The organism is Streptomyces sp. 5-10, assembly GCF_014712245.1.
GTDB lineage: Bacteria > Actinomycetota > Actinomycetes > Streptomycetales > Streptomycetaceae > Streptomyces > Streptomyces violaceusniger.
Genome location: NZ_JACVYG010000042.1, coordinates 79,783 through 101,235 on the forward strand (window position 1 = coordinate 79,783; position 21,453 = coordinate 101,235).

At 73.2% G+C, this 21,453-nt stretch carries 25 protein-coding genes; 12 read left to right on the forward strand and 13 right to left on the reverse strand.

The annotated features are described in order from the left end of the window. Positions 1-20 precede the first annotated feature (20 nt). The 4 genes from IEJ02_RS34840 to IEJ02_RS34855 all read right to left on the reverse strand — a co-directional run bounded on the left by IEJ02_RS34840 (position 21) and on the right by IEJ02_RS34855 (position 4,157). A complete protein-coding gene (locus IEJ02_RS34840; RefSeq protein ID WP_191068503.1) occupies positions 21-2,021 on the reverse strand; it encodes a DUF2264 domain-containing protein in 2,001 nt (666 codons plus the stop codon). Beyond that, positions 2,018-3,145 (reverse strand): rhamnogalacturonan acetylesterase, encoded by a 1,128-nt coding sequence (locus IEJ02_RS34845; protein WP_191068504.1) that lies wholly within the window; start codon positions 3,143-3,145, stop codon positions 2,018-2,020. The genes IEJ02_RS34840 and IEJ02_RS34845 overlap by 4 nt, the downstream gene beginning before the upstream one ends. A gap of 212 nt (positions 3,146-3,357) precedes the next feature. Further along, positions 3,358-3,813, reverse strand: coding sequence for a peroxiredoxin (locus IEJ02_RS34850; protein WP_137981077.1), 456 nt, complete (start codon positions 3,811-3,813; stop codon positions 3,358-3,360). A 35-nt stretch (positions 3,814-3,848) separates the two neighbouring features. Then, entirely contained in the window at positions 3,849-4,157 is a 309-nt protein-coding gene (locus tag IEJ02_RS34855) for a hypothetical protein (RefSeq protein WP_191068505.1), read from the reverse strand. Positions 4,158-4,305: 148 nt separating this feature from the next. On the opposite strand from IEJ02_RS34855, the gene IEJ02_RS49230 reads away from it, so the two are divergent. Together IEJ02_RS49230 and IEJ02_RS49235 are read left to right on the forward strand one after the other, a co-directional pair. After that, the gene (locus tag IEJ02_RS49230; protein ID WP_317986003.1) at positions 4,306-4,749 is read left to right on the forward strand and encodes a serine hydrolase domain-containing protein; all 444 of its coding nucleotides are present in this window, start codon (positions 4,306-4,308) and stop codon (positions 4,747-4,749) included. Positions 4,750-4,770: 21 nt separating this feature from the next. After that, on the forward strand, positions 4,771-5,160 hold the full coding sequence (locus IEJ02_RS49235; protein ID WP_223864972.1) for a serine hydrolase domain-containing protein: 390 nt from the start codon (positions 4,771-4,773) through the stop codon (positions 5,158-5,160). Between the two features lie 50 nt (positions 5,161-5,210). Here the strand turns inward: IEJ02_RS49235 and IEJ02_RS34865 are convergent, their stop codons facing one another. The 4 genes from IEJ02_RS34865 to IEJ02_RS34880 all read right to left on the reverse strand — a co-directional run bounded on the left by IEJ02_RS34865 (position 5,211) and on the right by IEJ02_RS34880 (position 8,396). After that, positions 5,211-6,059, reverse strand: coding sequence for a glycoside hydrolase family 16 protein (locus tag IEJ02_RS34865; RefSeq protein WP_223864973.1), 849 nt, complete (start codon positions 6,057-6,059; stop codon positions 5,211-5,213). Positions 6,060-6,171: 112 nt separating this feature from the next. Further along, the gene (locus IEJ02_RS34870; protein WP_191068526.1) at positions 6,172-6,408 is read right to left on the reverse strand and encodes a hypothetical protein; all 237 of its coding nucleotides are present in this window, start codon (positions 6,406-6,408) and stop codon (positions 6,172-6,174) included. A 129-nt stretch (positions 6,409-6,537) separates the two neighbouring features. Continuing rightward, the gene (locus IEJ02_RS34875; RefSeq protein ID WP_191068507.1) at positions 6,538-7,797 is read right to left on the reverse strand and encodes an ROK family transcriptional regulator; all 1,260 of its coding nucleotides are present in this window, start codon (positions 7,795-7,797) and stop codon (positions 6,538-6,540) included. A 176-nt stretch (positions 7,798-7,973) separates the two neighbouring features. Further along, the gene (locus IEJ02_RS34880; RefSeq protein ID WP_137981073.1) at positions 7,974-8,396 is read right to left on the reverse strand and encodes an ankyrin repeat domain-containing protein; all 423 of its coding nucleotides are present in this window, start codon (positions 8,394-8,396) and stop codon (positions 7,974-7,976) included. 262 nt (positions 8,397-8,658) lie between these two features. Between IEJ02_RS34880 and IEJ02_RS34885 the strand changes: the two genes are divergently transcribed. Both IEJ02_RS34885 and IEJ02_RS34890 read left to right on the forward strand, forming a co-directional pair. Further along, entirely contained in the window at positions 8,659-8,853 is a 195-nt protein-coding gene (locus IEJ02_RS34885; protein ID WP_020866907.1) for a hypothetical protein, read from the forward strand. Position 8,854: 1 nt separating this feature from the next. After that, positions 8,855-10,498 (forward strand): hypothetical protein, encoded by a 1,644-nt coding sequence (locus IEJ02_RS34890; protein WP_191068508.1) that lies wholly within the window; start codon positions 8,855-8,857, stop codon positions 10,496-10,498. A 40-nt stretch (positions 10,499-10,538) separates the two neighbouring features. Here the strand turns inward: IEJ02_RS34890 and IEJ02_RS34895 are convergent, their stop codons facing one another. After that, positions 10,539-12,062, reverse strand: a complete 1,524-nt coding sequence (locus IEJ02_RS34895; RefSeq protein WP_191068509.1) for an SCO1417 family PLP biosynthesis transcription factor — start codon at positions 12,060-12,062, stop codon at positions 10,539-10,541. 96 nt (positions 12,063-12,158) lie between these two features. Between IEJ02_RS34895 and yczE the strand changes: the two genes are divergently transcribed. Further along, positions 12,159-12,824, forward strand: a complete 666-nt coding sequence (gene yczE / locus IEJ02_RS34900) for a membrane protein YczE (protein ID WP_191068510.1) — start codon at positions 12,159-12,161, stop codon at positions 12,822-12,824. Between the two features lie 256 nt (positions 12,825-13,080). After that, positions 13,081-13,455, forward strand: coding sequence for an RNA polymerase-binding protein RbpA (locus IEJ02_RS34905; RefSeq protein ID WP_014056358.1), 375 nt, complete (start codon positions 13,081-13,083; stop codon positions 13,453-13,455). Between the two features lie 162 nt (positions 13,456-13,617). Here the strand turns inward: IEJ02_RS34905 and fxsA are convergent, their stop codons facing one another. Beyond that, positions 13,618-14,220 (reverse strand): FxsA family membrane protein, encoded by a 603-nt coding sequence (fxsA, locus tag IEJ02_RS34910; protein WP_370467174.1) that lies wholly within the window; start codon positions 14,218-14,220, stop codon positions 13,618-13,620. 198 nt (positions 14,221-14,418) lie between these two features. Between fxsA and IEJ02_RS34915 the strand changes: the two genes are divergently transcribed. From IEJ02_RS34915 to IEJ02_RS34940, 6 genes are read left to right on the forward strand one after another with little or no spacing between them, the layout of a single operon-like run. Further along, positions 14,419-14,583 carry a hypothetical protein gene (locus tag IEJ02_RS34915; RefSeq protein ID WP_165556359.1) on the forward strand — a complete coding sequence of 55 codons (165 nt, stop codon included), beginning with the start codon at positions 14,419-14,421 and terminating at the stop codon, positions 14,581-14,583. Then, the gene (locus tag IEJ02_RS34920) at positions 14,580-15,014 is read left to right on the forward strand and encodes a monovalent cation/H+ antiporter complex subunit F (RefSeq protein ID WP_191068511.1); all 435 of its coding nucleotides are present in this window, start codon (positions 14,580-14,582) and stop codon (positions 15,012-15,014) included. Before IEJ02_RS34915 ends, IEJ02_RS34920 begins: the two co-directional genes overlap by 4 nt. Further along, positions 15,011-15,292, forward strand: a complete 282-nt coding sequence (locus tag IEJ02_RS34925) for a Na(+)/H(+) antiporter subunit B (RefSeq protein WP_191068512.1) — start codon at positions 15,011-15,013, stop codon at positions 15,290-15,292. The genes IEJ02_RS34920 and IEJ02_RS34925 overlap by 4 nt, the downstream gene beginning before the upstream one ends. After that, positions 15,289-16,089 carry an MnhB domain-containing protein gene (locus IEJ02_RS34930; protein WP_191068513.1) on the forward strand — a complete coding sequence of 267 codons (801 nt, stop codon included), beginning with the start codon at positions 15,289-15,291 and terminating at the stop codon, positions 16,087-16,089. The genes IEJ02_RS34925 and IEJ02_RS34930 overlap by 4 nt, the downstream gene beginning before the upstream one ends. Beyond that, positions 16,086-16,430: a sodium:proton antiporter gene (locus IEJ02_RS34935; protein WP_191068514.1), complete on the forward strand. Its 345-nt coding sequence runs from the start codon at positions 16,086-16,088 to the stop codon at positions 16,428-16,430. The genes IEJ02_RS34930 and IEJ02_RS34935 overlap by 4 nt, the downstream gene beginning before the upstream one ends. Before the next feature lie 4 nt (positions 16,431-16,434). Next, positions 16,435-18,246: a complex I subunit 5 family protein gene (locus IEJ02_RS34940; RefSeq protein ID WP_191068515.1), complete on the forward strand. Its 1,812-nt coding sequence runs from the start codon at positions 16,435-16,437 to the stop codon at positions 18,244-18,246. Between the two features lie 55 nt (positions 18,247-18,301). On the opposite strand, the gene IEJ02_RS34945 is transcribed toward IEJ02_RS34940, so the two are convergent. From IEJ02_RS34945 to lnt, 3 genes are all read right to left on the reverse strand, one after another. Further along, positions 18,302-18,490, reverse strand: coding sequence for a Rho termination factor N-terminal domain-containing protein (locus tag IEJ02_RS34945; RefSeq protein WP_020866919.1), 189 nt, complete (start codon positions 18,488-18,490; stop codon positions 18,302-18,304). Positions 18,491-18,944: 454 nt separating this feature from the next. After that, positions 18,945-19,676 carry a polyprenol monophosphomannose synthase gene (locus IEJ02_RS34950; RefSeq protein ID WP_223864990.1) on the reverse strand — a complete coding sequence of 244 codons (732 nt, stop codon included), beginning with the start codon at positions 19,674-19,676 and terminating at the stop codon, positions 18,945-18,947. 158 nt (positions 19,677-19,834) lie between these two features. Then, entirely contained in the window at positions 19,835-21,406 is a 1,572-nt protein-coding gene (gene lnt / locus IEJ02_RS34955; RefSeq protein ID WP_223864991.1) for an apolipoprotein N-acyltransferase, read from the reverse strand. Positions 21,407-21,453: the final 47 nt, after the last annotated feature.

Sequence of the window (21,453 nt, forward strand, 5' to 3'; positions counted from 1 at the left end):
ACCCGGTTAAACCCGGCTTGTCAACCGGCGTTTTCGGTCAGACCATCGACGGTGACCGCGCTCGGACCCATGCGGGCCCGCCGCACCTCGCCGTCCCACCAGGTGACCGACACCAGATGGGTCCCGTCGTCCGCCGGGCCCGCCGCGGCGCGGACCAGGCCGGCCAGCGGGGGCGCGTCGGGGTCGGCCGTGAGGCGGGCGAGGCAGAGGAAGAGGTCGCCCCCGGCGCGGCCCGTCGTCTCACCGGCCAGCGCGGGGGAGACGGCGCGCCGGGCGAAGGCCGTGGGGGCGGCGGGCAGGGCGCCGTCCATCATCAGGCCGTGGAGCGGCAGCAGTTCGGACCGCGGCCCCTCCTCCTCCGGTACGGGATCCGGCACCGCCCAGCCCGTCTGGCGGACGGCCCGGCCCGGCGCCGCGCCGGTCACCAGGTGGATCCGGACCTCCACGGCGCCGCGCACCAGCACCAGCGAGGTGATGCGGACCTCCGCGCCCTCCTCCGGCTCCTCCCCCACCAGCCGCGCACGATGGCGTGAGGCCGCCCAGCCCTCGCCCGCGCCCAGCGGCTCCAGCGCGGTGCGCAGGGAGATCCGGCCGCCGTGGACCAGGCCGAAGTGGTTGTCGGGGGCGACGCCGTACGGGAAGGGGCCGGTGGCCGTGGAGTAGGCGAGGCGGGCGTAGTGGGGGTCGTCCTGGTCGGGGTCGCCGGGCGGCGGGAGGTGTTCGCTGCCGTGGTTGTGGAGCCGGACCAGACCGTCGCCCGCGGTGGACTGCAGCAGCCAGTTGGGGCCGGGGACGGCCCGCGTCGCGTCGGCGCGCTCGGTGGGCCCCGGCTCCTCGCGCGCCGTCCAGACCTCGTGGTCGGCCGGGAGCAGCAGCCCCAGGAAGCCCTTGGCGGCCCAGTACGGGGAGGCCGGGCCGGAGTACGGCTGGAGGACGCCGTCGTAGGGGCCGTACCAGCCGAGCGAGAGCAGCCCGCGGTCCGTGGTCGCGCCCCGGTCGAGGAAGTGGCGCAGGGCGCCGGAGGCGAGGCGGCGGGTGGTTCCGGGGTCAAGCGGGGTGTGGCCGGTGAGGGCGCCCAGCCAGAGCGGCGCGGCGGCGGCGAAGCGGTACGTCAGGGAGCGGCCCTGGTGCAGCGGGGCGCCGTCGGCGCCGAAGAGGTGGGCGTAGTCGGCGAGATGGGTGGCCAGCCGGCGCCCGTAGCGGGTGAGCCGCTCGCCGTCCTGGGACAGCCATGCCTCGAGCGCCGGATAGAGGTGCAGGGCCCAGCCGTTGTAGTAGTCGAAGGCGCGGCCCGCGCCGTCGCTGTACCAGCCGTCGCCGGTGTACCAGGGCTCGATGCGCTCCAGCCCGCGCGCCACGGCGGCGCGGGCGGCCTCCGGCTCGATGCCCGCCTCGGCGAGGAAGCCGCCGACGGCGACAGGGAACAGCTCCCAGTTGCTGGGCACCGGTTCGGCGGTGAGCGCGTCCAGCAGCCAGGCCGCCACCCGCTCCCGTACGCCGTCGTCGAGCCGGTCCCACAGCCAGGGGCGGGTGAGCCGCAGCCCGAGCGCGATGGAGGCGGACTCGACCAGCGGCTGGCCGCGGTCGGTGATCCGGGGCCAGTCCTCGGGCCCGTCGCCGCCGGGGTGTGCGGTGCCGGAGCATGCGGTGCCGAGGTGTGCGGTGCCGGTGGCGAGTCCGTCCGCGTACCGCTCCAGCAGCCCGCCGGGGTCGGCGCCGCGCGCGCCCGCGACGCGGAGGGCAGCCAGCAGAAACGTCCGGGCGTAGCCTTCCAGGCCGTCGGAGCGGGGCCCCGACCAGCTCCACCGGTCGCCGGGGAGCGGGTAGAGGGCGCCGCCGGGGGTCGCGTACGGGGCGACGGCGGCGAGCAGGCCGTCGGCGACGGCCTCCCAGTGGGCGCGGGTCCAGCCGGTGCGGGGGCTGAGGTCGCGGTCCTCCGGGGGCAGCGCGAAGTGCGGTGCGAGGCCCGGCGTGGGGCGCGGCGTGAGTTGTGGCGTGGGGCGCGGTGCGAGGCCGGTCATCGGAGCACCCCGGCGGGGACCAGGGCTTGAGCGCGCAGCTCGCCGAGCACCAGCCACGCGAACTCGGTGGCGCCGTGGTCGGAGGTGTGGGTGTTGTCGCGGGCCTCGTCGTAGAGGTACAGCCGCTTGGACCCCTCGGGGCCGAGTTCCTCCACGAGTCGCTTGGTGAGCGCGGTCAGGTCGATGAGCGGTACGCCCCGCTCGGCGGCCAGCGAGCGCATCTCGGCCGGCAGGTTCACGCCGAGGCCGTTGATGTGCAGGGCGGTGGCGTTGTCGAGGGTGCCGTCGTCGTTGAACCAGCGGCGCACGATGGGGGTGACCAGCACGGGCTTGCCGCCGCGCGCCCGTACGCCGTCGAGCAGCGCGCCGAGGTGGGCGCGGTAGTCGGCGGCGGTCGTCTGCTTGTCGTTGTGGGCGAACTGGATGAGGACGGTGTCGCCCGGGCGGATCAGTGGGCGCATGGTGGCGAAGAGCCGGGGGTCGGCGAGGAAGGAGCCCGAACCCTCCCCCGAGTCGGCGTAGTTGGCGACCGACAGCCCGCGCCGGAAGAACTGCGGCAGCTGCTGGCCCCACCCGGTGTACGGGGCGGTGAGCTGGTCGCACACGGTGGAGTCCCCGGCGAGGAAGAGCTGGTGGCGGCGGCCGGGGGCGGCTTGGGTGACCTTCAGACCGGCGAGGCGCGGCGCGGCGCCGCCGAAGGCGAGGTCGAGCCCGGGGCTTCCACTGGGCCCGGTGGGCTCGCCCTCCGGCTCCCGTACGTTCACGGTGAAGGACCGGACGAGCCGCTGCCCGGCGGCGGTCGGCGTCGCGGCGAGCATCGCCCGCCNGACGAGCCGCTGCCCGGCGGCGGTCGGCGTCGCGGCGAGCATCGCCCGCCGCGACTCGGCGGTGACGCTGGTGCTGCCCGCCTCGGCGCCGCCGAGGACCGCCGTCACGTCGTACGTCCCCGGCCGGACATCGGCATGGCAGACGACGGGTGCGGTGCCGGTGCACCGCGGGACGACCGCGGCCGTGGCCACGGCTGGGCCGGCGGCGGGCCCGGGGGTTCCGGCCCAGGCCGGGGCGGACGGCAGGGCGGCGAGGCAGGCGGTGGCGGCCAGCAGTGCGGTACCGGCGCGTCTCATGGAGGCTCCTCGGCTCGGCTCAGTTCGGCGATGGGGGTTCGCGATGGGAGTTCGGCGATGGGGTTCGCCGATGGCGGGGGAAGCTACGGTCGGCCGCCTGACCATACGCCGTGTCGGCAAGCGCTTGCCAGAGGGCACAAACGTCAGCGGGGGCCGCCCAAGAGGCAGCCCCCGCAAGTGTTTTCCGTCGACCGCGGACGGTCGTACGGGACCTACCCGTTCCTGCCCCGCAGGGCTTCGAGCGCCCGGTCCGCGTGCACACCCATCCGGAACTCGCTTTTGACGATCTCCAGCACCTTGCGATCGGTATCGATCACAAAGGTGACCCGCTTGGTCGGCACCGCCGCGATCCCGCGCTTCACCCCGAACCGCTCCCGCACGGTCCCCTCCGGATCCGACAGCAGCGGATAGCCGAAGGAGTACGCATGGGCGAACTCCGCCTGCTTCTCGACCGAATCCGCACTGACCCCGACCGGCTGGGCGCCGAGCTCCTTGAACTCCGCCGCGATGTCCCGGAAGTGGCACGCCTGTTTGGTACAGCCGGGGGTGAAGGCCGCCGGATAGAAGAACAGCACCACCGGGCCGTCCGCCAGCAGCCCGCTGAGCGAACGGACGGTGCCGCTCTCATCCGGCAGTTCGAAGTCCTCGACCACATCACCGATGTCCATGGAGGCACGCTACCGGCCGCGCGCCCGGCGGGGCATCAGCAGCGCAACCGGGCGGTGTGGCCGTCGATGCGCAGGATGCATTCGGTGAACAGCGCCATCGATGGACTGTCGTCCGTGGGGACCAGCCGCAGCCCGAGGTCCATGATGGAGCGGATGACCTGGGCGGTACGGCTTCCGTCGGGGTCCTGCCCGCGCAGCGCGGACCACGCCTCGAACTGCGCCCGGACCGTTTCCCACGCCGGGCCCGGCGTGAAGTGGCACAGAAAAACCGGCTGGTCGACCCCGTACTGGCGTAACTCGCCGACCGCGGCCTCACCTTGCATAAGCCACCATGTGGCAGTCATCTCGTCCCCAACTCCGTACACGGGAGTGGATACCCATCATACGGGTGCGGACGGCCCAACGAGGACCGACTCCACATCAGGGACCCATCCCAACAGCCGCTCGTCCGCTCCCGGCCGGGCCACGCACTGCACGTCCGGTGGTGTGGTCGTGCGGCGCGGCGAGGTGCTCGCCCGCTGGGGCGATCCCGACCGGGTGGAGATGGCCTTCAGCGCGACCAAGAGCGTGCTGGCCCTCGTCGCGGGCATCGCCTTCGACGATGGGCTGTTGCGGCTGGACGAGCCCGTGTGCGAATCCGTCGAGTTGCCCCAGTTCGCTGATGAGCACGGGCGGCGGATCACCTGGCGGCAGCTGCTGGACCAGACGAGCCAGTGGGAGGGCGAGCTGTGGGGGAAGCCGACGGGGGTGGACGCCCAGAGCGTCCGTGAGGGGACGGAGTCGGCGGGCGGGCCGCCCGGTGAAGGGTGGGCCTACAACGATGTGCGGGTGAATCTCACGGCGCTCGCGCTGACCGTCCTGGTGCGGCGGCCGCTGCCGGAGGTGCTGCGCACCCGTGTCATGGAGCCCATCGGGGCCTCCGGCTCATGGTCGTGACACGGCTACGGCAACTCGTTCGTGGACGTCGACGGCGTCCGCCTCCCCGTGGTGTCCGGCGGCGCCCACTGGGGCGGCGGGCTGTGGATCAGCGCGCTCGACCTGGCCCGTATCGGCCAACTCTGCCTGAACGGCGGGGAGTGGGCCGGGCGCCGGATCGTCTCCCGGCGCTGGATCGCGGCGCTGTGGACGCCATGTGCCGTCAAGCCGGAGTACGGGTTGTCGTGGTGGCTCAACGACGGCCGCGTGGTATGGCCACAGGCCCCGTCGACCGGGCGCTGTGCCCGGGGCAACGGCGGCAACCACCTCTTGTGGGTGGACCCGGCCCGTGACCTCACCCTCGTCTCACGCTGGGGTGCCGATGTGGAAGCCCTCGTCGCGGCGGTCTCGGAGGCGGTCCGCCCCTGCTGATGACACCGGCGAGAACACCGCTCCGCGGGCTTCCACATCGGCCGCGGGGGTCAGCTGCCGCCCGTCACCTTGACGTAGTCGACGACCAGCTGCTGCGGGAAGGAGGTGTTGCCGTCCGGGTCGCCGGGCCAGTAACCGCCGACGGCCAGGTTGAGGATGATGTAGAAGGGGTGGTCGAAGACCCAGCGGTTGCCGTTGAGGTCCGAGGGGGTGCGGGTCTGGTAGACGTTGCCGTCGACGGACCAGGTGATCTTGTTGGGCGACCAGTCGATGGCGAAGGTGTGGAAGCCGTCGGAGAACTTGCCGCCGCCTGGCAGTGTGTAGCCGGCGCCGATGCCGCCCGAGCCGGAGTAGCCGGGGCCGTGGATGGTGCCGTGGACGGTGCTGGGCTCGAAGCCCACGTTCTCCATGATGTCTATCTCGCCGCAGTTGGGCCAGCCCGCGCTGCCAATGTCGTTGCCCAGCATCCAGAAGGCGGGCCACATGCCCTGGCCCTGCGGCAGCTTCATCCGGGCCTCGACATGGCCGGAGGCGGTGGTGAACTTCTGCGAGGTGTTGAGGCGGGCGGAGGTGAACTCACACCGGCCGTACCAGCAGTTGTAGTTGGCCGGGTTCTCCTTGCGGGCGGTGATGACGAGGTTGCCGTTGCCGTCCAGCGCCGCGTTCTTGTTGCCGTCGGTGTAGTACTGCCGCTCGTGGTTGTTGACGTTGTCGCCGGTCTCCAGGCCCCACTTGGAGCCGTCGACCGCGCTGCCCGCCGGGCCGTCGAAGTTGTCGGTGAATTCGGCCGCGGCGGCGGTGGTCTGGGGGGTGGCCGTGGTGGCCGTGGCCGGAGCGGTGAGCCAGGGAGTGGCGGCGAGTGCGGTCGCGGAGAGCAGACCGATCACGGTGTTGCGCATCGTACTTCTCATGGAACGGTGGTGCCTTCCTGTGTGGGGGATGGGACCGGTGGGTGCCGGTCCGGTGGGGGAAGGTGTGTGTCCGGCGATGGGGGGCCGGGATCCGCGGGCGCTACGGCACGGGCATACGGGTGGCGGGGCCGGCCCGGCCCAGGGCCTCCGCGCCGCTGTCGATGTGCAGGGGCAGCGCGGTGCCGGTGCGCGGCAGCCGCTCCAGGGGAACGCGGTCCCAACCGGTGGTATCGGCGACCTCGACGCCGACGACGTACAGCGCGGATCGGCTGCCGCGCCGCGGTTCGCGCACGGTGGTGCCCAGCGAGGGCTGGGCTGCCTGCGCCTTGGCCGTCATCGGTCACCTCCGGGGAGACACAATGTCCAGCCCTGTTCGATGCATGTCAATAGGTCTGGACCTTCTTGCCTCAAAGAATTTGAGGCGGGGTCCGGCCCAACTCCCCCTGAACCGACAGAAGTCGAACCCTCAGCGCGCTCCACCGGTGGCGAGGAAGTGCGCCAGCGGCAGCGTGGCCGCGCCCAACGCCACGGCATCCGGCCCCAGTTCGGCCAGCCCGATCTCGGCCTGCGCGTACGGCCGGTGCAGCGCATAGGAGGCGGTGGCGGCCCGGATCCTGGGGAGGACGCGGCCGCCGAGGAGCAGTCCGGCCCAGCCGCCGAGGATGATCCGCTCGGGGTTGAAGAGGTTGATCAGATCGGCGATGCCCGCGCCGAGGTAGGCGGCGGTCTCCTCCAGCACCGCGCGGGCCCGCGCCTCGCTCCCGGCAGCCCCTACGATCGCGGCGAACGCGGCCTGCTGGTCCTCACCGGCGCCATCCGCACCGCCCGCACCGCCCACGCCGCCCGCACCGTCCACGCCGCTCGCACCGGCTCCGCGCGCCCCGCGCCCGTAGCGGTCGAGCACCGCCTGCGCCCCGACGTACGCCTCCAGGCAGCCGACCGCACCGCATCGGCAGGCGCGCCCGCCGACCTGGACGACCGTGTGCCCCCACTCCCCCGCACTGCTGGTCGCACCCCGGTACGGCACACCGGCGGTCACGATGGCCGCGCCGACGCCGGAGCCGATCAGCGCGATCACCGCGTTGTCCGCGCCGCGGCCCGCCCCGAACCACATCTCGGCCTGCCCCTGCGCGGTGGCGCCGTTGTCGATGAACAGCGGCAGATCGGTGCCGGTGCGCAGCAGCCGCTCCAGCGGCACCGCGTCCCGGCCGGCGGTCGGGCCGTGGACGAGGATCTCGTCACCCTGTTCGACGACACCGGGGACGCCGACCCCGACGCCGATGACCGCCTCCGGCGAGGCACCGCTCTTGTCGACGACCGCGTCGACGCCGGTCAGGATGTGGCCGACGACCGGCTCCGGGTCCCGCTCCAGCCCTCCGGGCGTCAGCGGGTGCTCCCAGCGGGCCAGTTCGGTCAGCGCGAGGTCGAACAGTTCCACGCGGACATGGGTCTCGCCGACGTCGACCCCGATGAGATGGCCGCCGCCCGGCGCGACCCGCAGCAGCGTGCGGGGGCGGCCGCCGTCGGACTCGACGGACCCGGCCTCCTCCACGAGTTCGTCGGCGAGCAGTTCGCCGACGACATTGCTGACCGAACCGGAGCTGAGCCCGGTGAGCGCCCCCAGTTCCTGACGGCTCACCGGGCCCCGGAAGTACAGCTGGCGCAGCAGCGTCGAGCGGTTGCCGCGCCGGAGGTCGCGGACGGTCCGTCGGTTCATCTGGCCCATCGGGCTCCTTCCCCCTGCCCGAACCTACCGGACGCGGCCGCTCTTGACGCCGACTGATTTCATCGCTTAACTCACGGTCTGAATGAAGCCTCGCGCTTCACTTTTTGAACGGTCAAGGGCGGGTTGACGGTCAACGGCGGCCGAGTGGCGCCGCCTCACGGCCGCCTTACGGCGCACTACTCCGCACCCGGGGCCTGGAACAGCGCGAGCAGATCCTCCCGCCCGAACATCCGCGCCGTCTCGACGGCCGAGGGCGATCCGGCGCGCGGGTCGGCGCCCTTGGCCAGCAGCACCCTCAGCACCTCCGCCTCGCCCTTGAAAGCGGCGCCCGCGATGGGGGTCTGACCCCGTTCGTTCACCCGATTGGGGTCGGCGCCGCGCTCGAGCAGGGCCGACACCGTGGCGGGATGGCCGTAGTAGGCCGCGAGCATGAGCAGGGAATCGCCCTTGTCGTTGGTGAGGTTGGCCGGGACGCCCGCGTCCACATAGGCGGCGAGCGTATCGGTGTCACCCTGCCGGGCCAGGTCGAAGACCTTGGCCGCCAGTTGGAGCACCTCCGGGTCGTGGGCGGGCTCGCTCTCGGGGTTCGATTCGGTCATGGCCTGTCGCCTCCGGCTTCGCTACCTGGGAATGTGATCATCCACCCTAAGGACGGGGACCGACCCACCCGGGCAGGCGGCCGACCCACCCGAGCAGGCGGGCGCCCCGCCCCCAGCAGGCGGTCGGCTCGTAGCGCCACGCCTCCATGGTGATGATTACACCGATAATCCACCCAATTGCACCTTTCGCCCGATGGACGCATGCTGTGATCCTGGAACCACTCATGGTGACTGACCGTCCCCCATCAGCCAGGAGACCGTGATGATCCTGTCCATTTCCGGCGTCGTGCTGCTCGGCATCATCGTCTTCATCTTCTTCCGCAAGGACGGCCTGAAGGGGTCGCACGCGGTCATCTGTGCGCTCTTCGGCTTCTATCTCGCGTCCACCGCGATCGCTCCGAGCATCAAGGCGGGCGGCGCGAGCCTCGCCAGCCTCTTGGGTGGGATCAAGATCTGACGTGGGCCGGAGACCGCTCCCCCGCCTCCGCCTCGGCAGCGCGGCGGGCACCCCGCTCGTCCCGCCCGGCCGCGGCCGGGCCTTCGCCCGCAGCACGGCCGACGGCGTCGCCGATGTGCTCCAGCCGCTGGTCGCGCTCTCGCGCGGGTTGCGCGTGCTCGCCACCACCGGGCGGCGCAAGTGGCTGGAGCTGCCGGGCGACCGCCGCGGACCGGTGTTCACCCTCGTGGTCGCCTGCGGCTTCGTCCTCTTCCTGCTGCCGTACGGACCACTTGCGGCGTCGATCAGCCTGATCGGCGCGGCGGGCTGGGCCGGGCGGGGGCGCGTCGGCGCCGCGTCGGAGACGCCCGCCGACGGGACCGAGCGGCTGCGCACGCTCTACGAGGCGCTGGTGCCGTACTTCTCCGCCTCCGAGGACCCCAGCCCGCTCTACAGCCACGGCGGCGACTGGTCCGAGGCGTTCGACTCCTACGCCTTCGACGACGACGGACGGCTCACCCGGCTGCGCCTCCACTACCCCGCGTACTTCACCGACGGCGAGCCCGCCGCCCGGACCCGGATCGAGCAGCTGCTGTACGCGAAGTCGGGGCGCGGCCGTGAGTATCTGTTCGAGTGGGACGAGGAGGCCAACAACCTCACCCTGACCGTGCTGCCCGCCCTGTCCACCGCGATCCACGCCCAGCGCTTCGTCACCGCGCCTGGTGAGACGGTGCTGGGCTTCACCGACCCCTCGTCGGTGCAGCGGACGCTGCCGGTGCTGGCGGTGCCGGAGACGTGCGAGGAGGACGAGGAGGACGAGGAGAGCGCGGAGGGCACGAGGGAGGTCGGGCTCAAGAAGGCGGCAGAGGACGGGCCGGAGACCCATGACGTACCGCCGGTGATCTGGCGCACCGGCCCGCGGTCGACCGAACCGCATCTGCTCGCGCTCGGCCAGCCGGGAAGCGGCACCACGACCCTGCTGCGCTCCATCGCGCTGCAGGCGCTGCCCCATGGCGAGGTGCTGGTGGTGGACGGCGGCGGCACCGGCGAGTACGCGTGTCTGAGCGGACGCACGGGGGTGCTGGCCGTGGAGTGCGGACTGGCCGGGATGCTGGCCACGCTGGAGTGGGCGGGCCATGAGACCGAGCGCCGGCTGATCGCCGCCAACCGCGCCCGCCAGCTGCGGCACGCGCCGCCGGAGGACATCCAGCGCCCGCTGTGGATCCTGCTGGACCGGCCGTCGGTGATGAGCCATCTCGCGGCGGCGGACGGCCGTACCGATCCGCAGGAGCTGCTGGCCGTGCCGCTGCGGCACGGACGGGCGGCGAACGTACGGGTCGTGGTGGCCGATCAGCTGGACGCCGCCGAGGCGCTGAGCGAGGCCGTACGGAGCCACACCCGGGCCCGGGTGGTGCTGGGCCCGGTCTCGTCCGAGCAGGTCACGGCCGTCCTAGGGGCACCGCCGCACACCACGCCGACGCCCGAGGTGCCTCCGGGGCGCGGCTATGCCCGCCTCGGCGCGGGCCCGGTGCACCGCCTCCAGGTGCCGGCCACGCCCGACCCGTACGACGAGGCGGCCGGCGAGGCCGAGCGGCAGGCGGTGCTCCGGCTGCTCCCGGCCCCGGACCCGGCGGCGCCCCCGGCCCCTGCACCCGTCGGTGGTTAGGGTCCCGTAGTCCTCCCGCACCGGCGCGCGTTACGGCACGTCAGGCCACATACGTCCGCGGCGCCTCGGCCTCGGTCGTGGCGCCCGTGGCCACCAGGTCGGCGGCCGAGGCCAACCGGGTGGCGGCCTTCTCGGCCACCGCTCCCCCGACCGTGAACGGCAGCCGCACGTACCCCTCGAACGCGCCGTCCACCCCGAAGCGGGGCCCCGACGGCACCCGGACCCCCAGCCGGGCGCCCGCCTCGGCGATGCGCGAGCCGGAGAGGCCGCCGGTGCGGGCCCAGAGGGTGAGCCCGCCGTGCGGGACGGTGAACTCCCAGTCGGGCAGATGGCGCCGGAGGGCGTCGACGAGCGCGTCGCGGTTGCCGCGCGCGAGCTCCCTGCGGATCTCGATGGCCTCCTCCCAGCCGCCGGTGTTCAGCAGCCAGGCGACGGCGAGCTGTTCGATGACGGGGGTGCCCAGGTCCGCGTAGGCGCGGGCGGCGACCAGACTGCGGATGACATCGGGCGCGGCGCGCACCCAGCCGATCCGCAGCCCCGCCCAGAAGGTCTTGCTCGCCGAGCCGACCGTGATCACGGTGCTGCCCGCCGGGTCGAAGGCGCAGACGGGCCGGGGCAGCTCCACCTCGTCGTCCAGGCGCAGCTCGGCCATGGTCTCGTCGGCGATCAGGACCGTTCCGGCGGAGCGGGCGGCGTCGACGAGCTGACGGCGCTGGTCCTCGGTGGCGAGGGCGCCGGTGGGGTTGTGGAAGTCGGCGATGACGTAGGCCAGCCGGGGCGCGGCGGCGCTGAGCACCTGGCGCCAGGACGGGATGTCCCAGCCCGCGAGCCGGTCGGCCATGGCCACGGGGACGAGCCGGGCGCCCGCCTCGCGCATCAGCTGCAGGATGTTGGCGTAGCTGGGCGATTCGACGGCCACCCGCTCCCCGGGCCGGACCATCAGCCGGCAGGCGGCGGCGACGGCCCCCATGGCGCCGGTGGTGACCATGATCTGCTCGGGCATGGTCGGTATGCCCCGGGCGGTGTAGCGGTCGGCGAGCGCCTGGCGCAGGGCGGGCAGCCCGGCGGGGTAGTCGCCGTGGGTGTGGGCGTAGGGCGGCAGTTCGTCCAGGGCGCCGCGCATGGCGCGGGTGAGCCAGGGTTCGGGGGCGGGCAGCGCGGCACAGCCGAGGTCGATCACGGAAGCCGCGGCCTCGGGCGGGAGCGGGTCGAGCCCCCGGGTGGGCAGCGGGCTTCCGGCGGGCATGGCGGTCCAGCTCCCGGCGCCGCGCCGGGACTCCAGGAACCCCTCGCCGCGCAGCGCCTCGTAGGCCGCGGCGACGGTGGTGCGGCTGACCGCGAGCGCCGCCGCGAGCTCGCGCTCGGCGGGGAGGCGGGCCGCGACCGGAACCCGGCCCTCCAGGATGAGCAGCCGTACGCCGTCGGCGAGCGAGCGGTAGGCGGGGACGCGGCGGCCCCCGGTCAGTGAGGCCGCGGCCCCGGCGGCCACGCCGTCGCGGGTGTGCTGTGACCCGAGCAGCCGGGCCAGTTGGGGTGCTCCGACCGCGGACGTCCATGGACTCATCGAATGCGGTCCACCTTTCGGAAATTGGCCGTGGAACTGGACTGGTTCCGGGCCACAGAGTGACATGCCGCAGGCCACTCACACCAGGAGCACGCGTTGTCCGACCTTCCACGCCGTCGCCTTCCACGCCGTCTTGCCCAGCTCTACGTGGGGCTGGTGCTCTACGGCGTGTCCATGGGGCTCCAGTTGCGCGCCACGCTCGGTCTCGACCCGTGGGACGCCTTCCACCAGGGCCTCTCCGGGCACACCTCGCTGTCGATCGGGACCGTGACGGTCGTCGTCGGCGTCGCCGCGCTGCTGCTGTGGATCCCGCTGCGCCAGCGGCCGGGTCTGGGCACGGTGTCGAACGTGCTGGTGATCGGGCCTGTGATGGACGGCACACTGTGGCTGGTACCGGAGCCGGAGGCGCTTGCGGTGCGGATCCCGCTGCTGCTCTTCGCGATCGTGCTGTGCGGCGCGGCCACCGGGCTCTACATCTCGGCGCGGTTCGGGCCGGGCCCCCGGGACGGGCTGATGACGGGGCTGCACCGGCGCACCGGGTGGTCGATCCGGCTGGTGCGGACCGGGATCGAGCTGACGGTGCTGGCCACCGGCTTCGCGCTGGGCGGCTCGGTGGGGGTGGGCACGGCACTGTTCGCGCTGGCCATCGGGCCGCTGTCGCAGTTCTTCCTGCGTGTCTTCGCGATTCCCGCACCCGCCGGGACGGGCTCTGGGATCGTGGCGCGCGGCGCCGCCGAGCCGCAGGTCCGGGACCTGATTTAGGGCTGGGGCCGCCGGGGCGGTAGTGTACGCCCTCGGCCTACCAGGCGGACCGTTACTGCGCGCTAAAGTACCAGAAACGCTGGGTGACATCTGCTGCCAGATGTGACAAACCGGGCGCCTGTGGGTAGAACAACGGGGCGGCACGACGGGCGACGCATGTCCCAATACGGGAATCTTCACCGCCGACCGGACGTTGACCGGATGACGACGACAGCGACACCTGTCCTGTGGGCGACAAGCCCGGGAGGCACGATTCATGAGTGAGCGAGCTCTTCGCGGCACGCGACTCGTGGTGACCAGCTACGAGACCGACCGCGGCATCGATCTGGCCCCGCGCCAGGCGGTGGAGTACGCATGCCAGAACGGCCATCGATTCGAGATGCCGTTCTCGGTAGAGGCGGAGATCCCGCCGGAGTGGGAGTGCAAGGCGTGCGGCGCCATGGCACTCCTTGTCGACGGCGACGGTCCAGAGGAGAAGAAGGGCAAGCCCGCGCGCACGCATTGGGACATGCTCATGGAGCGGCGCACCCGCGAGGAGCTGGAGGAGGTGCTGGCCGAGCGGCTGGCGGTCCTGCGCTCCGGTGCCATGAACATCGCCGTGCATCCGCGGGACACCCGTAAGTCTGCCTGAACCGAGCGGCAGCACTGAGGTAACACCCGACGTACGAGGGCCGGGGCCACTGCTGAGCAGTGGCCCCGGCCCTCGTGCGGATATGCGTGGAGCGGGCCGGTGAGGTGCGGCCCCGGCGGCTCGGCTCGTTCTTCAAGGTCCGGCCGACCTTGAAGAACAAGCTCAGCCCCGGTCGCGCGGCCGCAGCCCGGGCCCCGGCTCTCCGTCGGCGTCCCGGCCCCGGTCGTCCCCGTCCCGTATCACCTCGCCCTGGATGACCGTGCCCTGCTCCGGGCGCTCCCGTCCGTCCCGGCGCTCCCACTGCTCACGGGCCTGGCGGAACGGGTCGGATTCCGATCCGGGGACGAAGCCCATCCGGCGCGACAGCGCGCTCTCCGCGCGGCGCCGCAGCAGCGCCCGGGTCGGCGGGAACAGGCACACCAGCGCGGCCGCGTCCGAGATCAGCCCCGGCACCATGAGCAGCAGCCCGCCGAGCATCGTGAAGGAGCTTCCCGGCCGCGCGGCGGGCTCCTCTCCGCCCGGCCGCATCGACCCGGCCAGGCTCTGCCACGCCCGGCGGCCGCCGCGCTTGACCACGGCCCCGCCCACCACCACGCCCGCGACCAGCAGCAGGAGGACGGTCAGCCCGCCGGCGACGTCCGCCACGCGTGTCAGCAGCCAGATCTCCAGCACCAGCCAGGCGGCGATCCCCAGCGGTACGAAGGTGCGGGCGCGTGAGCGCTTCGGGCGGGTCGGGTCGCTCTGCTGCGATGCGCCGGTCATCATGCCTCCAAGTGTGCCCGGGCCCGTGGCCGACACGGAGCGCGGGTCGCACGGCCAAGGGGATCGAGGGGATCTCATGGGTTCCAACGCGCGAGGGGTCCCGGAGGCTCCGGGAGTCCTTGAGGAGACCGGGCGGAATCCGCGAAGGTGCGAGGTATCGGCGGCGGCGGGCCGGGTACCCGCCGCCGACGGAGGTGTCGAATGACGGCTGTGCTGGAAGTCCTCGTGTGGTGGGCGGCGCTGACCGGGATCTGGCTGGTGCTGATCAGCACCGTGGACCCCCTGGAGCTCCTGGTCGGGTCGGCCTCCGCGCTGGCCGCCGCCGTGCTCGCCCGCGCCGGGCGCCGGGCGGTGGCGGACCGGTGAGCACCTCCGACGGCTGGCTGGCGGCGGCGCTGGTGCCGCTGCTCGCGCTCGTACCGGTGCTGTGGCGGATCGCCTACGGCTCGCCCAAGGACCGGCTGATCGGCCAGAACCTCACCTCGCTGCTGACCGGTCTCGCGCTGCTGCTGGCCGCGCAGGGCTTCCACCGGACCTCGTACAACGATGTGGCGCTGGTGGTCAGCGTGCTCGGCCCCACCGGAACGCTGATCTACGCCCGCTTCCTGGACGTCCTGCCCGACTCCCGGCTGGTGCGCTGGACGGCGCTGGTGGGGGTGCCCGCCACGGTGCTGCCGCTGTGCGTGGCGACCGGGCCCGGCCGGGCCATGGTGAAGCTCCTGCTGATCGGCGCGATGCTGATCGCGGGCAGCGTGGTGACCAGCGCCAGCGGTGGCAAGGGGGGCGTCACGGCATGAGCGACGCGCTGATCGTGGTGGCGCTGCTGCTGGTCGCGGGAGCCGCCACCGCCGCCGTGCTCAACCGGGACCCGGTGCGGCAGGCGCTGGTGCTGTCCTTCCTCGGCCTCTCGCTGGCCCTGCTGTTCACCTTCCTCCAGGCGCCGGACGTCGCGCTCTCGCAGCTCGCCGTCGGCTCCGCGGTGACGCCCCTGATGATCCTGCTGACCGTGCGCAAGGTGCGGCGCCGCCCGGGGAGCGACGACGGCGCGGACAAGCCGGCGGGCCGGGAGCGATGAGCGCCCGGGCCCGGCTGTGGATCTTCCTCGTGGGCGCCGCCGGGTTCGCCGCGCTGTTCGCGGCGGCCTGCTTCGACCTGCCGGCGTTCGGCACCGTCCCGCACCCGTACGGCGTCCGGGCCGTGCGCGCCGCCCTGAGCCATCACACGTCCAATGTCATCGCGTCCGTCAACTTCGATCTGCGCGCCTTCGACACGCTCGGCGAGGAGACCATCCTCTTCTCCGCCGTCCTCGGCACCGTGGTGCTGCTCCGCCAGGCCCGGGACGAGCACCGCAAGGATCCCGAGCCCGCCGTGGTCCATCCCCGGGTGCGCCGGTTCGCGCTGCTGACGCTGGCGTGCGCGCTGCTGGTGGGCCTCTATGTGATCGCGCACGGCCAGATCAGCCCGGGCGGCGGCTTCCAGGGCGGGGTGGTCGCCGCCACCGCGCTGCACCTGCTCTACATCGCCGCCGACTACCGGGCGCTGGAGCGGGTCCGGCCGCTGACCCTCTACGAGATCGGGGAGGCCGCGGGCGAGGCGGCGTATGTGATCACCGGGCTCGCGGCCGTCCTCGCGGGGTCGGCGTTCCTGGCGAACGTGCTGCCCTCCGGCACCCTCGCGACCCTGTCCTCCGGCGGCACGGTGCCCGTGCTCAACGCGGCCGTCGGCCTGGAGGTCACCAGCGGGATCGTGGTCCTGCTGGCCCGTTTCCTGGACCAGGCGGTGGAGATCGAGGAGCCCGGGGAGGACGACGGGGGCCCGCGGGACTCAGGAGACAGCGGGGGCAACGGAGACGAGGAGAGGGAGCGAGCGTGACGGTCCTGCCGTATCTGGTCGCCGGATGGATCTTTCTGATCGGTGTGTACGGGCTGGTGACCAGCCGGAACCTCATCCATGCCGTGGGATGCCTGGCCGTCACCCAGTCCTCCACCTATGTGCTGCTGCTCGCCGTCGGCTACCGCGACGGCGGCACCGCCCCGGTCTTCGCCGACGCGCCCACCGACAGCCGGGTGGTCGACCCGGTCGTCCAGGCGCTCGCCCTCACCGACATCGTGGTCGGCGCGACCGTGACCGCGCTGCTGCTCGCGCTCGTCGTCCAGCTCCGCAAGCGCCACGGCACGGTCGACCCGGACGCCCTGTCCGAGCTGAAGGGCTGATCGGGTGGACACCGCGCGACTGCTGCCGCTGGTGGTGGCCGTGCCGCTGCTGGGCGCGGCGGTGCTGGTGGCCACCGGACGGCGGCTGCCCCGCCTCGTCTCCGACATCGTGGGCTGCGCCTTCGCCGCCGCCACCGCCGCACTGGCGCTCCTGGTGCTGTTCCGGGCCGGTCACCCCGGACCGGGGACGTATCCGGTGGAGTGGGTGGGCGGCTGGCGGCGGGTGGGCATCGTGCTGGTCGGCGATCCGCTGGGGGCCGGGCTCGCGGCGCTGGTCTCGCTGCTCGTCGTCGCCGTCCTGGTCTACTCCTGGCGCTACTTCGAGGAACCGCCGCGCCGTCACACCGGCTCCTTCCCCGCGCTGATCCTGGTGTTCCAGGCGGGCATGTGCGGTTTCGCGCTGACCGGCGACCTGTTCAACGCCTTCGTCTTCTTCGAGCTGATGGGCGTGGTCGCCTACGCGCTGACCGGCTTCCGCGTCGAGGAGCCCAAACCGCTGCAGGGCGCGCTGGCCTTCGGCGTGGTGAACTCCCTCGGCGGCTACGCCACCTTGCTGGGCATCACCCTGCTGTACGCGCGCACCGGGGAGCTGGGGTTCGCCCAGATCGGGCGGAGGCTGGACGCGGACGGGCCGGACGGGCTGGTACTCGCCGCGTTCGTCCTGGTGACGACCGGTCTGCTGGTGAAGGCGGCCGCCGTTCCGTTCCACTTCTGGCTGCCCGACGCACACGCGGTCGCGCCGACGCCGGTGTGCATGCTGCTGTCCGGGGTGATGGTGGAGCTCGGTGTCTACGGGGTCGCCCGGGTCTACTGGACGGTCTTCTCCGGGCCCGGAGGGCTCTCCCACCCCGACGTGACCCGCGCGCTGCTGGTGCTGGGCGTCCTCACGGCGCTGCTGGGCGCGGCGATGTGCTGGCAGCAGCGCCACCTCAAACGGCTGCTGGCGTTCTCGACCGTGGCCCACACCGGGCTGTTCCTGATCGGCGTGGCCGTGCTGACCCCCGAGGGGATCTCCGGCACCGCGCTGTACGTGCTCGGCCACGCGGGCGTGAAGGCGGCGCTCTTCGCCTGCGTCGGGGTGCTGCTGGACCGGTACGCGACCGTGGACGAGCACGAGCTGTTCGGCCGGGCCCGGGAGCTGCCGGAGGTCGGCGTCCTGTTCGCGGTGGGCGGGCTGGCCCTGAGCGGGCTGCCGCCGTTCGCCTCCGGGCTCGGCAAGGCCGCCGCGGAGGAGGCCGCGGGGCACACCGCCGGATGGCTGCCCGCGCTCTACGTCCTGGTGTCGGCGGCGACCGGGGGCGCGGTGCTGCGCGCCGGGCTGCGGATCTTCGCCGGAGTGGGCCGGCGGCCCGGGAAGGAGGAGGGCGGCCCGGAGACCACCGGCGAGGAGGAGCCCGAGACCGGCGGCCGCCTCGGGCGCATCCCGGTGCCGCTGCTGGCGGTGCCCGCCGCGCTGCTGGCCGCGTCGCTGGCCCTCGGGGTGATCCCGGCCGTCGCGTCCGCGGTGGGCCGGGCCGGGGCGCTGTTCACCGACACCGGCGGCTACCGGCGGACGGTCCTCGACGGACACGCCGCGGCAGCCCCGGCGCATCCGCCACCGCACTGGCAGCTGACCGGGATCCTGCTCGGGCTGCTCTCCGCGGCCCTCGCCATCGCCTTGGCCACACTGGCGGTACGGCGGCCGGTCCACACCGGGGCGGCCGCGCTCCTCGCGCCCGTACGACGACTGCAGTCCGGGCACATCGGCGACTACGTCGCCTGGCTGGTCGCCGGGGCGGCGCTGCTCACGGTGCTGACCGTCCCGGGGATCCGCTGAGCCGCCGGGACCGGGGCGCGCCCGGTCCCATGGGCCAGCGGTCAGCGGTCATCGGTCAGCGGTGGCGCAGTGCCGAGATCAGCTGGCTCTTGGACATCTGGGACCTGCCCTCGATGCCCGCCTTCTGGGCCTCGCGGTACAGGTCCTCCTTGGTCCGCGTCTCCATGCCGCCCGACTTGGCGCCCCCGCGGGCCGCCATGCGGCGCCCCGACGTCTTTCCGCTCTTGGCGGTCGCTTTGGCCATGTTCCGCCTCCTTCCGCCTCAAGTGTCCGGTACGGGGCGGAACATCGCCCGCGGGGCTACTCCGGGCGCGGAGCGCGGCCCGGCCGCGGGGATCGGCCGCGGGGATCGGAGAGCCGGGCCCGAGGTGCGGGGCCTCCCCGCTCCTTCCCGCGGCATCGATACGCGGCTCCGCCGCGCGGCGGGGGCTTCGCCCCTGGGCCTCGGGGCCCGGGGCCTCAGCCCCAGTCGTGGGAAGGGGCGGGGAGGGGAGCAGCCCGCCGCGGGCGCCGCGCCCCGCCTGAGCGCTCCGCGGGAAGTGGCGCCATGCGTCGTTGGCCGACTGCGGCGCCGTCGTGGCTGGTCCCACGCGGCGGAGCCGCATATCGACACAGCCGCGCGGCGGAGCCGCACATCGACACAGCCCCGCGCCCCTTCGGGGCGCTGCCCGAACCGTAGCGGACTTCCTCCGACCTGCTTAGGACTCCTTGGAATCCTTGCGGCCCAGCACCTTGTTGACCCGCGAGCCCACGCCCCAGGACATGACCCGCCAGGCCGCCTCCGTGACGATGTCGCGGCTCATCTTGCTCTCGCCGCGCTCGCGTTCGATGAAGGTGACCGGGACCTCGATGACGTGGAAGCCCGCCTTGATGGCCCGCCAGGCCAGGTCGATCTGGAAGCAGTAGCCCTGAGAGGCCACCTCGTCCATGCCGATGCCCTCGAGCGTCTCCTTGCGGAACGCGCGGTAGCCCGCCGTCATGTCGCGGATCGGGACGTCGAGGAGCAGACGGGAGTAGGTGCTGCCGCCCCGGGAGATGAACTCGCGGGACTTGGGCCAGTTGACGATGCGGCCGCCGGGCACCCAGCGGGAGCCGATCACCAGATCCGCGCCCTTGAGCGCGGTGAGCAGCCGGGGCAGCTCCTCGGGCTGGTGGGAGCCGTCGGCGTCCATCTCCACCAGCACGCCGTAGCCGTGCTCGATGCCCCAGCGGAACCCTGCCAGATAGGCGGCGCCGAGGCCCTCCTTGCCCTTGCGGTGCAAGACCTTGACGTGGTCGTCCTCGGCAGCCAGCTCATCGGCGACCTTGCCCGTGCCGTCCGGGCTGTTGTCGTCCGCGACGAGGATGTGCGCGTCCGGAACCGACTCCCGGACCCGCGCGACGATCGGCTTGATGTTCTCCGCCTCGTTGTAGGTCGGGATGATCACCAAGGTCGTGCCGAGCGGACCGTACTTCCGCCGGCCACCGTCGTCCTGGCCCTCGTTGCTACGGCGCGGCTCCTCGGCCCCGGCGCCGGCCTCCCCGGCCTTCGCGCTCGGCTCGTCGGCCTTGGTGCCAGGCTCCTCGGCCTCGCGTGCGTCGCTCACGGCTACTGCCCCTTCTCGTCCATACGTCCCCGACGGCCGATCATGATCGCGGCCGCGCAGGACAGAACGCCCACCATAGCGAGCACCCACTCGGGGGTCGCACCGACGCGGTCGGCCAGGGTCTTGCCGTCACGCAGCGGGATGCGCGCGGTGAGCACATCTTGCGTGAATTCTTTCGTCCGCTGCTCGATCGTGCCATCCGGGGAGACCACGGCGCTGATCCCGCTCGTGGCCGCGGTGATCACCGGTCGACCGTGTTCGATCGCCCTCAGCTTGGACATGACCAGCTGCTGCTCGGGCTGGCCGCTGCGTCCATAGGTGGCGTTGTTGGTCTGGACGACGATCGCCCGGGCGCCCGCGTTGACCGTGTCGCGCACGATCTCGTCGTAGGCGACCTCGAAGCAGATCACATCGCCGAGCCGCGCCGGGCCGACCTTCAGCACACCGGTGTGGTCACCGGGGTAGAAGTCGCGGGGCACCCGCTGCAGCCGGGTGATGATCTTGCTGAGCTCCTGGCGGAAGGGGACGTACTCACCGAAGGGCACCGGGTGCTGCTTGGTGTACGAGGCGCCGGGGCCGCTCTTCGGGTCCCAGACGATGCCCTGGTTCTCCACATAGCCCTGTTTGGTCGGATGGTCGACCAGGGCCCCGACCAGCACCGGAACGCCGATCGACTTCACGGCCTCGTCGATCCGGGCGTATGCCTCCCGATACTGGAAGGGATCGAGGTCGGAGGCGTTTTCCGGCCATATGACGAGATCGGGCTTGGCGATCCGGCCCGCCTTGACGTCCTTCGCCAGGTTCAGGGTCGCCTTCACATGGTTGTCGAGGATCATCATGGGGCGGCCCAGGAAGTCCATACCGGGCTGCTGCACATTGCCCTGGACGACCGCGATGTCGACCGAGTCGTCGGCGGCGGTGGGGATGGGCACCGCGAATCCGGCTGCCGTCACGGCGGCCGCGACGGCCACGGCCCCGGCGGCGGGCAGGGCGCGGCGCGGCGAGAAGCCCCCGGCGCAGCGCAGCCGCCACAGGGCGAGCGCGGCACCGGCGAGCGCTCCGCCCGTCAGGGCGACGCCGAAGGTGACCAGCGGGGCGCCGCCGAGCGCGGCGAGCGGGGTGTAGGGCGAGCCGGTGTTGGCGAAGGCCAGCCGGCCCCAGGGAAAGCCGCCGAAGGGCACCCGGTCGCGGGCCCACTCCTCGGCGACCCACAGACAGGCCGTCCACAGCGGCCACAGGGCCGGTACCGGCAGCCGGGAGACCAGGGCCAGCCCCGCGCCCATCAGCGCGAGGAAGGCCGCCTCGATGATGGACAGCCCCACCACCGCGTCCCAGCCCACCACGCTGAGCCACTTCAGCAGCAGCAGGAAGAACGGCAGCCCGAAGGCGAAGCCCGTCCAGGCGCCCTGGCGGGCGGTCCGGCCGTGGGTGAGCAGGGCCAGGGCGGCGACGGCCACCAGGGACAGCGGCCACACCCCGAACGGCGGGAAGGCGAGGCCGAGCGCGAGCCCGCTGACCGCCGCGAGCGCGCTGCGCCGTGCCTCGCGGCGGGCGAGCAGGCCGAGGCGGCGCAGCCGGCCGGGCCGCCGCTCCCCGCCGGACGGCGCGGAGGCGGCCCCAG

Bases quoted from the DNA above. Each gene is read 5' to 3' on its own strand.
- IEJ02_RS34895 (WP_191068509.1), bottom strand. From the start codon at position 12,062: ATGAGTCCATGGACGTCCGCGGTCGGAGCACCCCAACTGGCCCGGCTG.
- IEJ02_RS34850 (WP_137981077.1), bottom strand. From the start codon at position 3,813: ATGGACATCGGTGATGTGGTCGAGGACTTCGAACTGCCGGATGAGAGC.
- IEJ02_RS34880 (WP_137981073.1), bottom strand. From the start codon at position 8,396: ATGACCGAATCGAACCCCGAGAGCGAGCCCGCCCACGACCCGGAGGTG.
- IEJ02_RS34885 (WP_020866907.1), top strand. From the start codon at position 8,659: ATGATCCTGTCCATTTCCGGCGTCGTGCTGCTCGGCATCATCGTCTTC.
- IEJ02_RS34945 (WP_020866919.1), bottom strand. From the start codon at position 18,490: ATGGCCAAAGCGACCGCCAAGAGCGGAAAGACGTCGGGGCGCCGCATG.
- IEJ02_RS34855 (WP_191068505.1), bottom strand. From the start codon at position 4,157: ATGACTGCCACATGGTGGCTTATGCAAGGTGAGGCCGCGGTCGGCGAG.
- IEJ02_RS34865 (WP_223864973.1), bottom strand. From the start codon at position 6,059: ATGCGCAACACCGTGATCGGTCTGCTCTCCGCGACCGCACTCGCCGCC.
- IEJ02_RS34870 (WP_191068526.1), bottom strand. From the start codon at position 6,408: ATGACGGCCAAGGCGCAGGCAGCCCAGCCCTCGCTGGGCACCACCGTG.
- IEJ02_RS34925 (WP_191068512.1), top strand. From the start codon at position 15,011: ATGAGCGACGCGCTGATCGTGGTGGCGCTGCTGCTGGTCGCGGGAGCC.
- IEJ02_RS34915 (WP_165556359.1), top strand. From the start codon at position 14,419: ATGACGGCTGTGCTGGAAGTCCTCGTGTGGTGGGCGGCGCTGACCGGG.
- IEJ02_RS34875 (WP_191068507.1), bottom strand. From the start codon at position 7,797: ATGGGCCAGATGAACCGACGGACCGTCCGCGACCTCCGGCGCGGCAAC.
- IEJ02_RS34905 (WP_014056358.1), top strand. From the start codon at position 13,081: ATGAGTGAGCGAGCTCTTCGCGGCACGCGACTCGTGGTGACCAGCTAC.
- IEJ02_RS34840 (WP_191068503.1), bottom strand. From the start codon at position 2,021: ATGACCGGCCTCGCACCGCGCCCCACGCCACAACTCACGCCGCGCCCC.
- fxsA (WP_370467174.1), bottom strand. From the start codon at position 14,220: ATGATGACCGGCGCATCGCAGCAGAGCGACCCGACCCGCCCGAAGCGC.
- IEJ02_RS34930 (WP_191068513.1), top strand. From the start codon at position 15,289: ATGAGCGCCCGGGCCCGGCTGTGGATCTTCCTCGTGGGCGCCGCCGGG.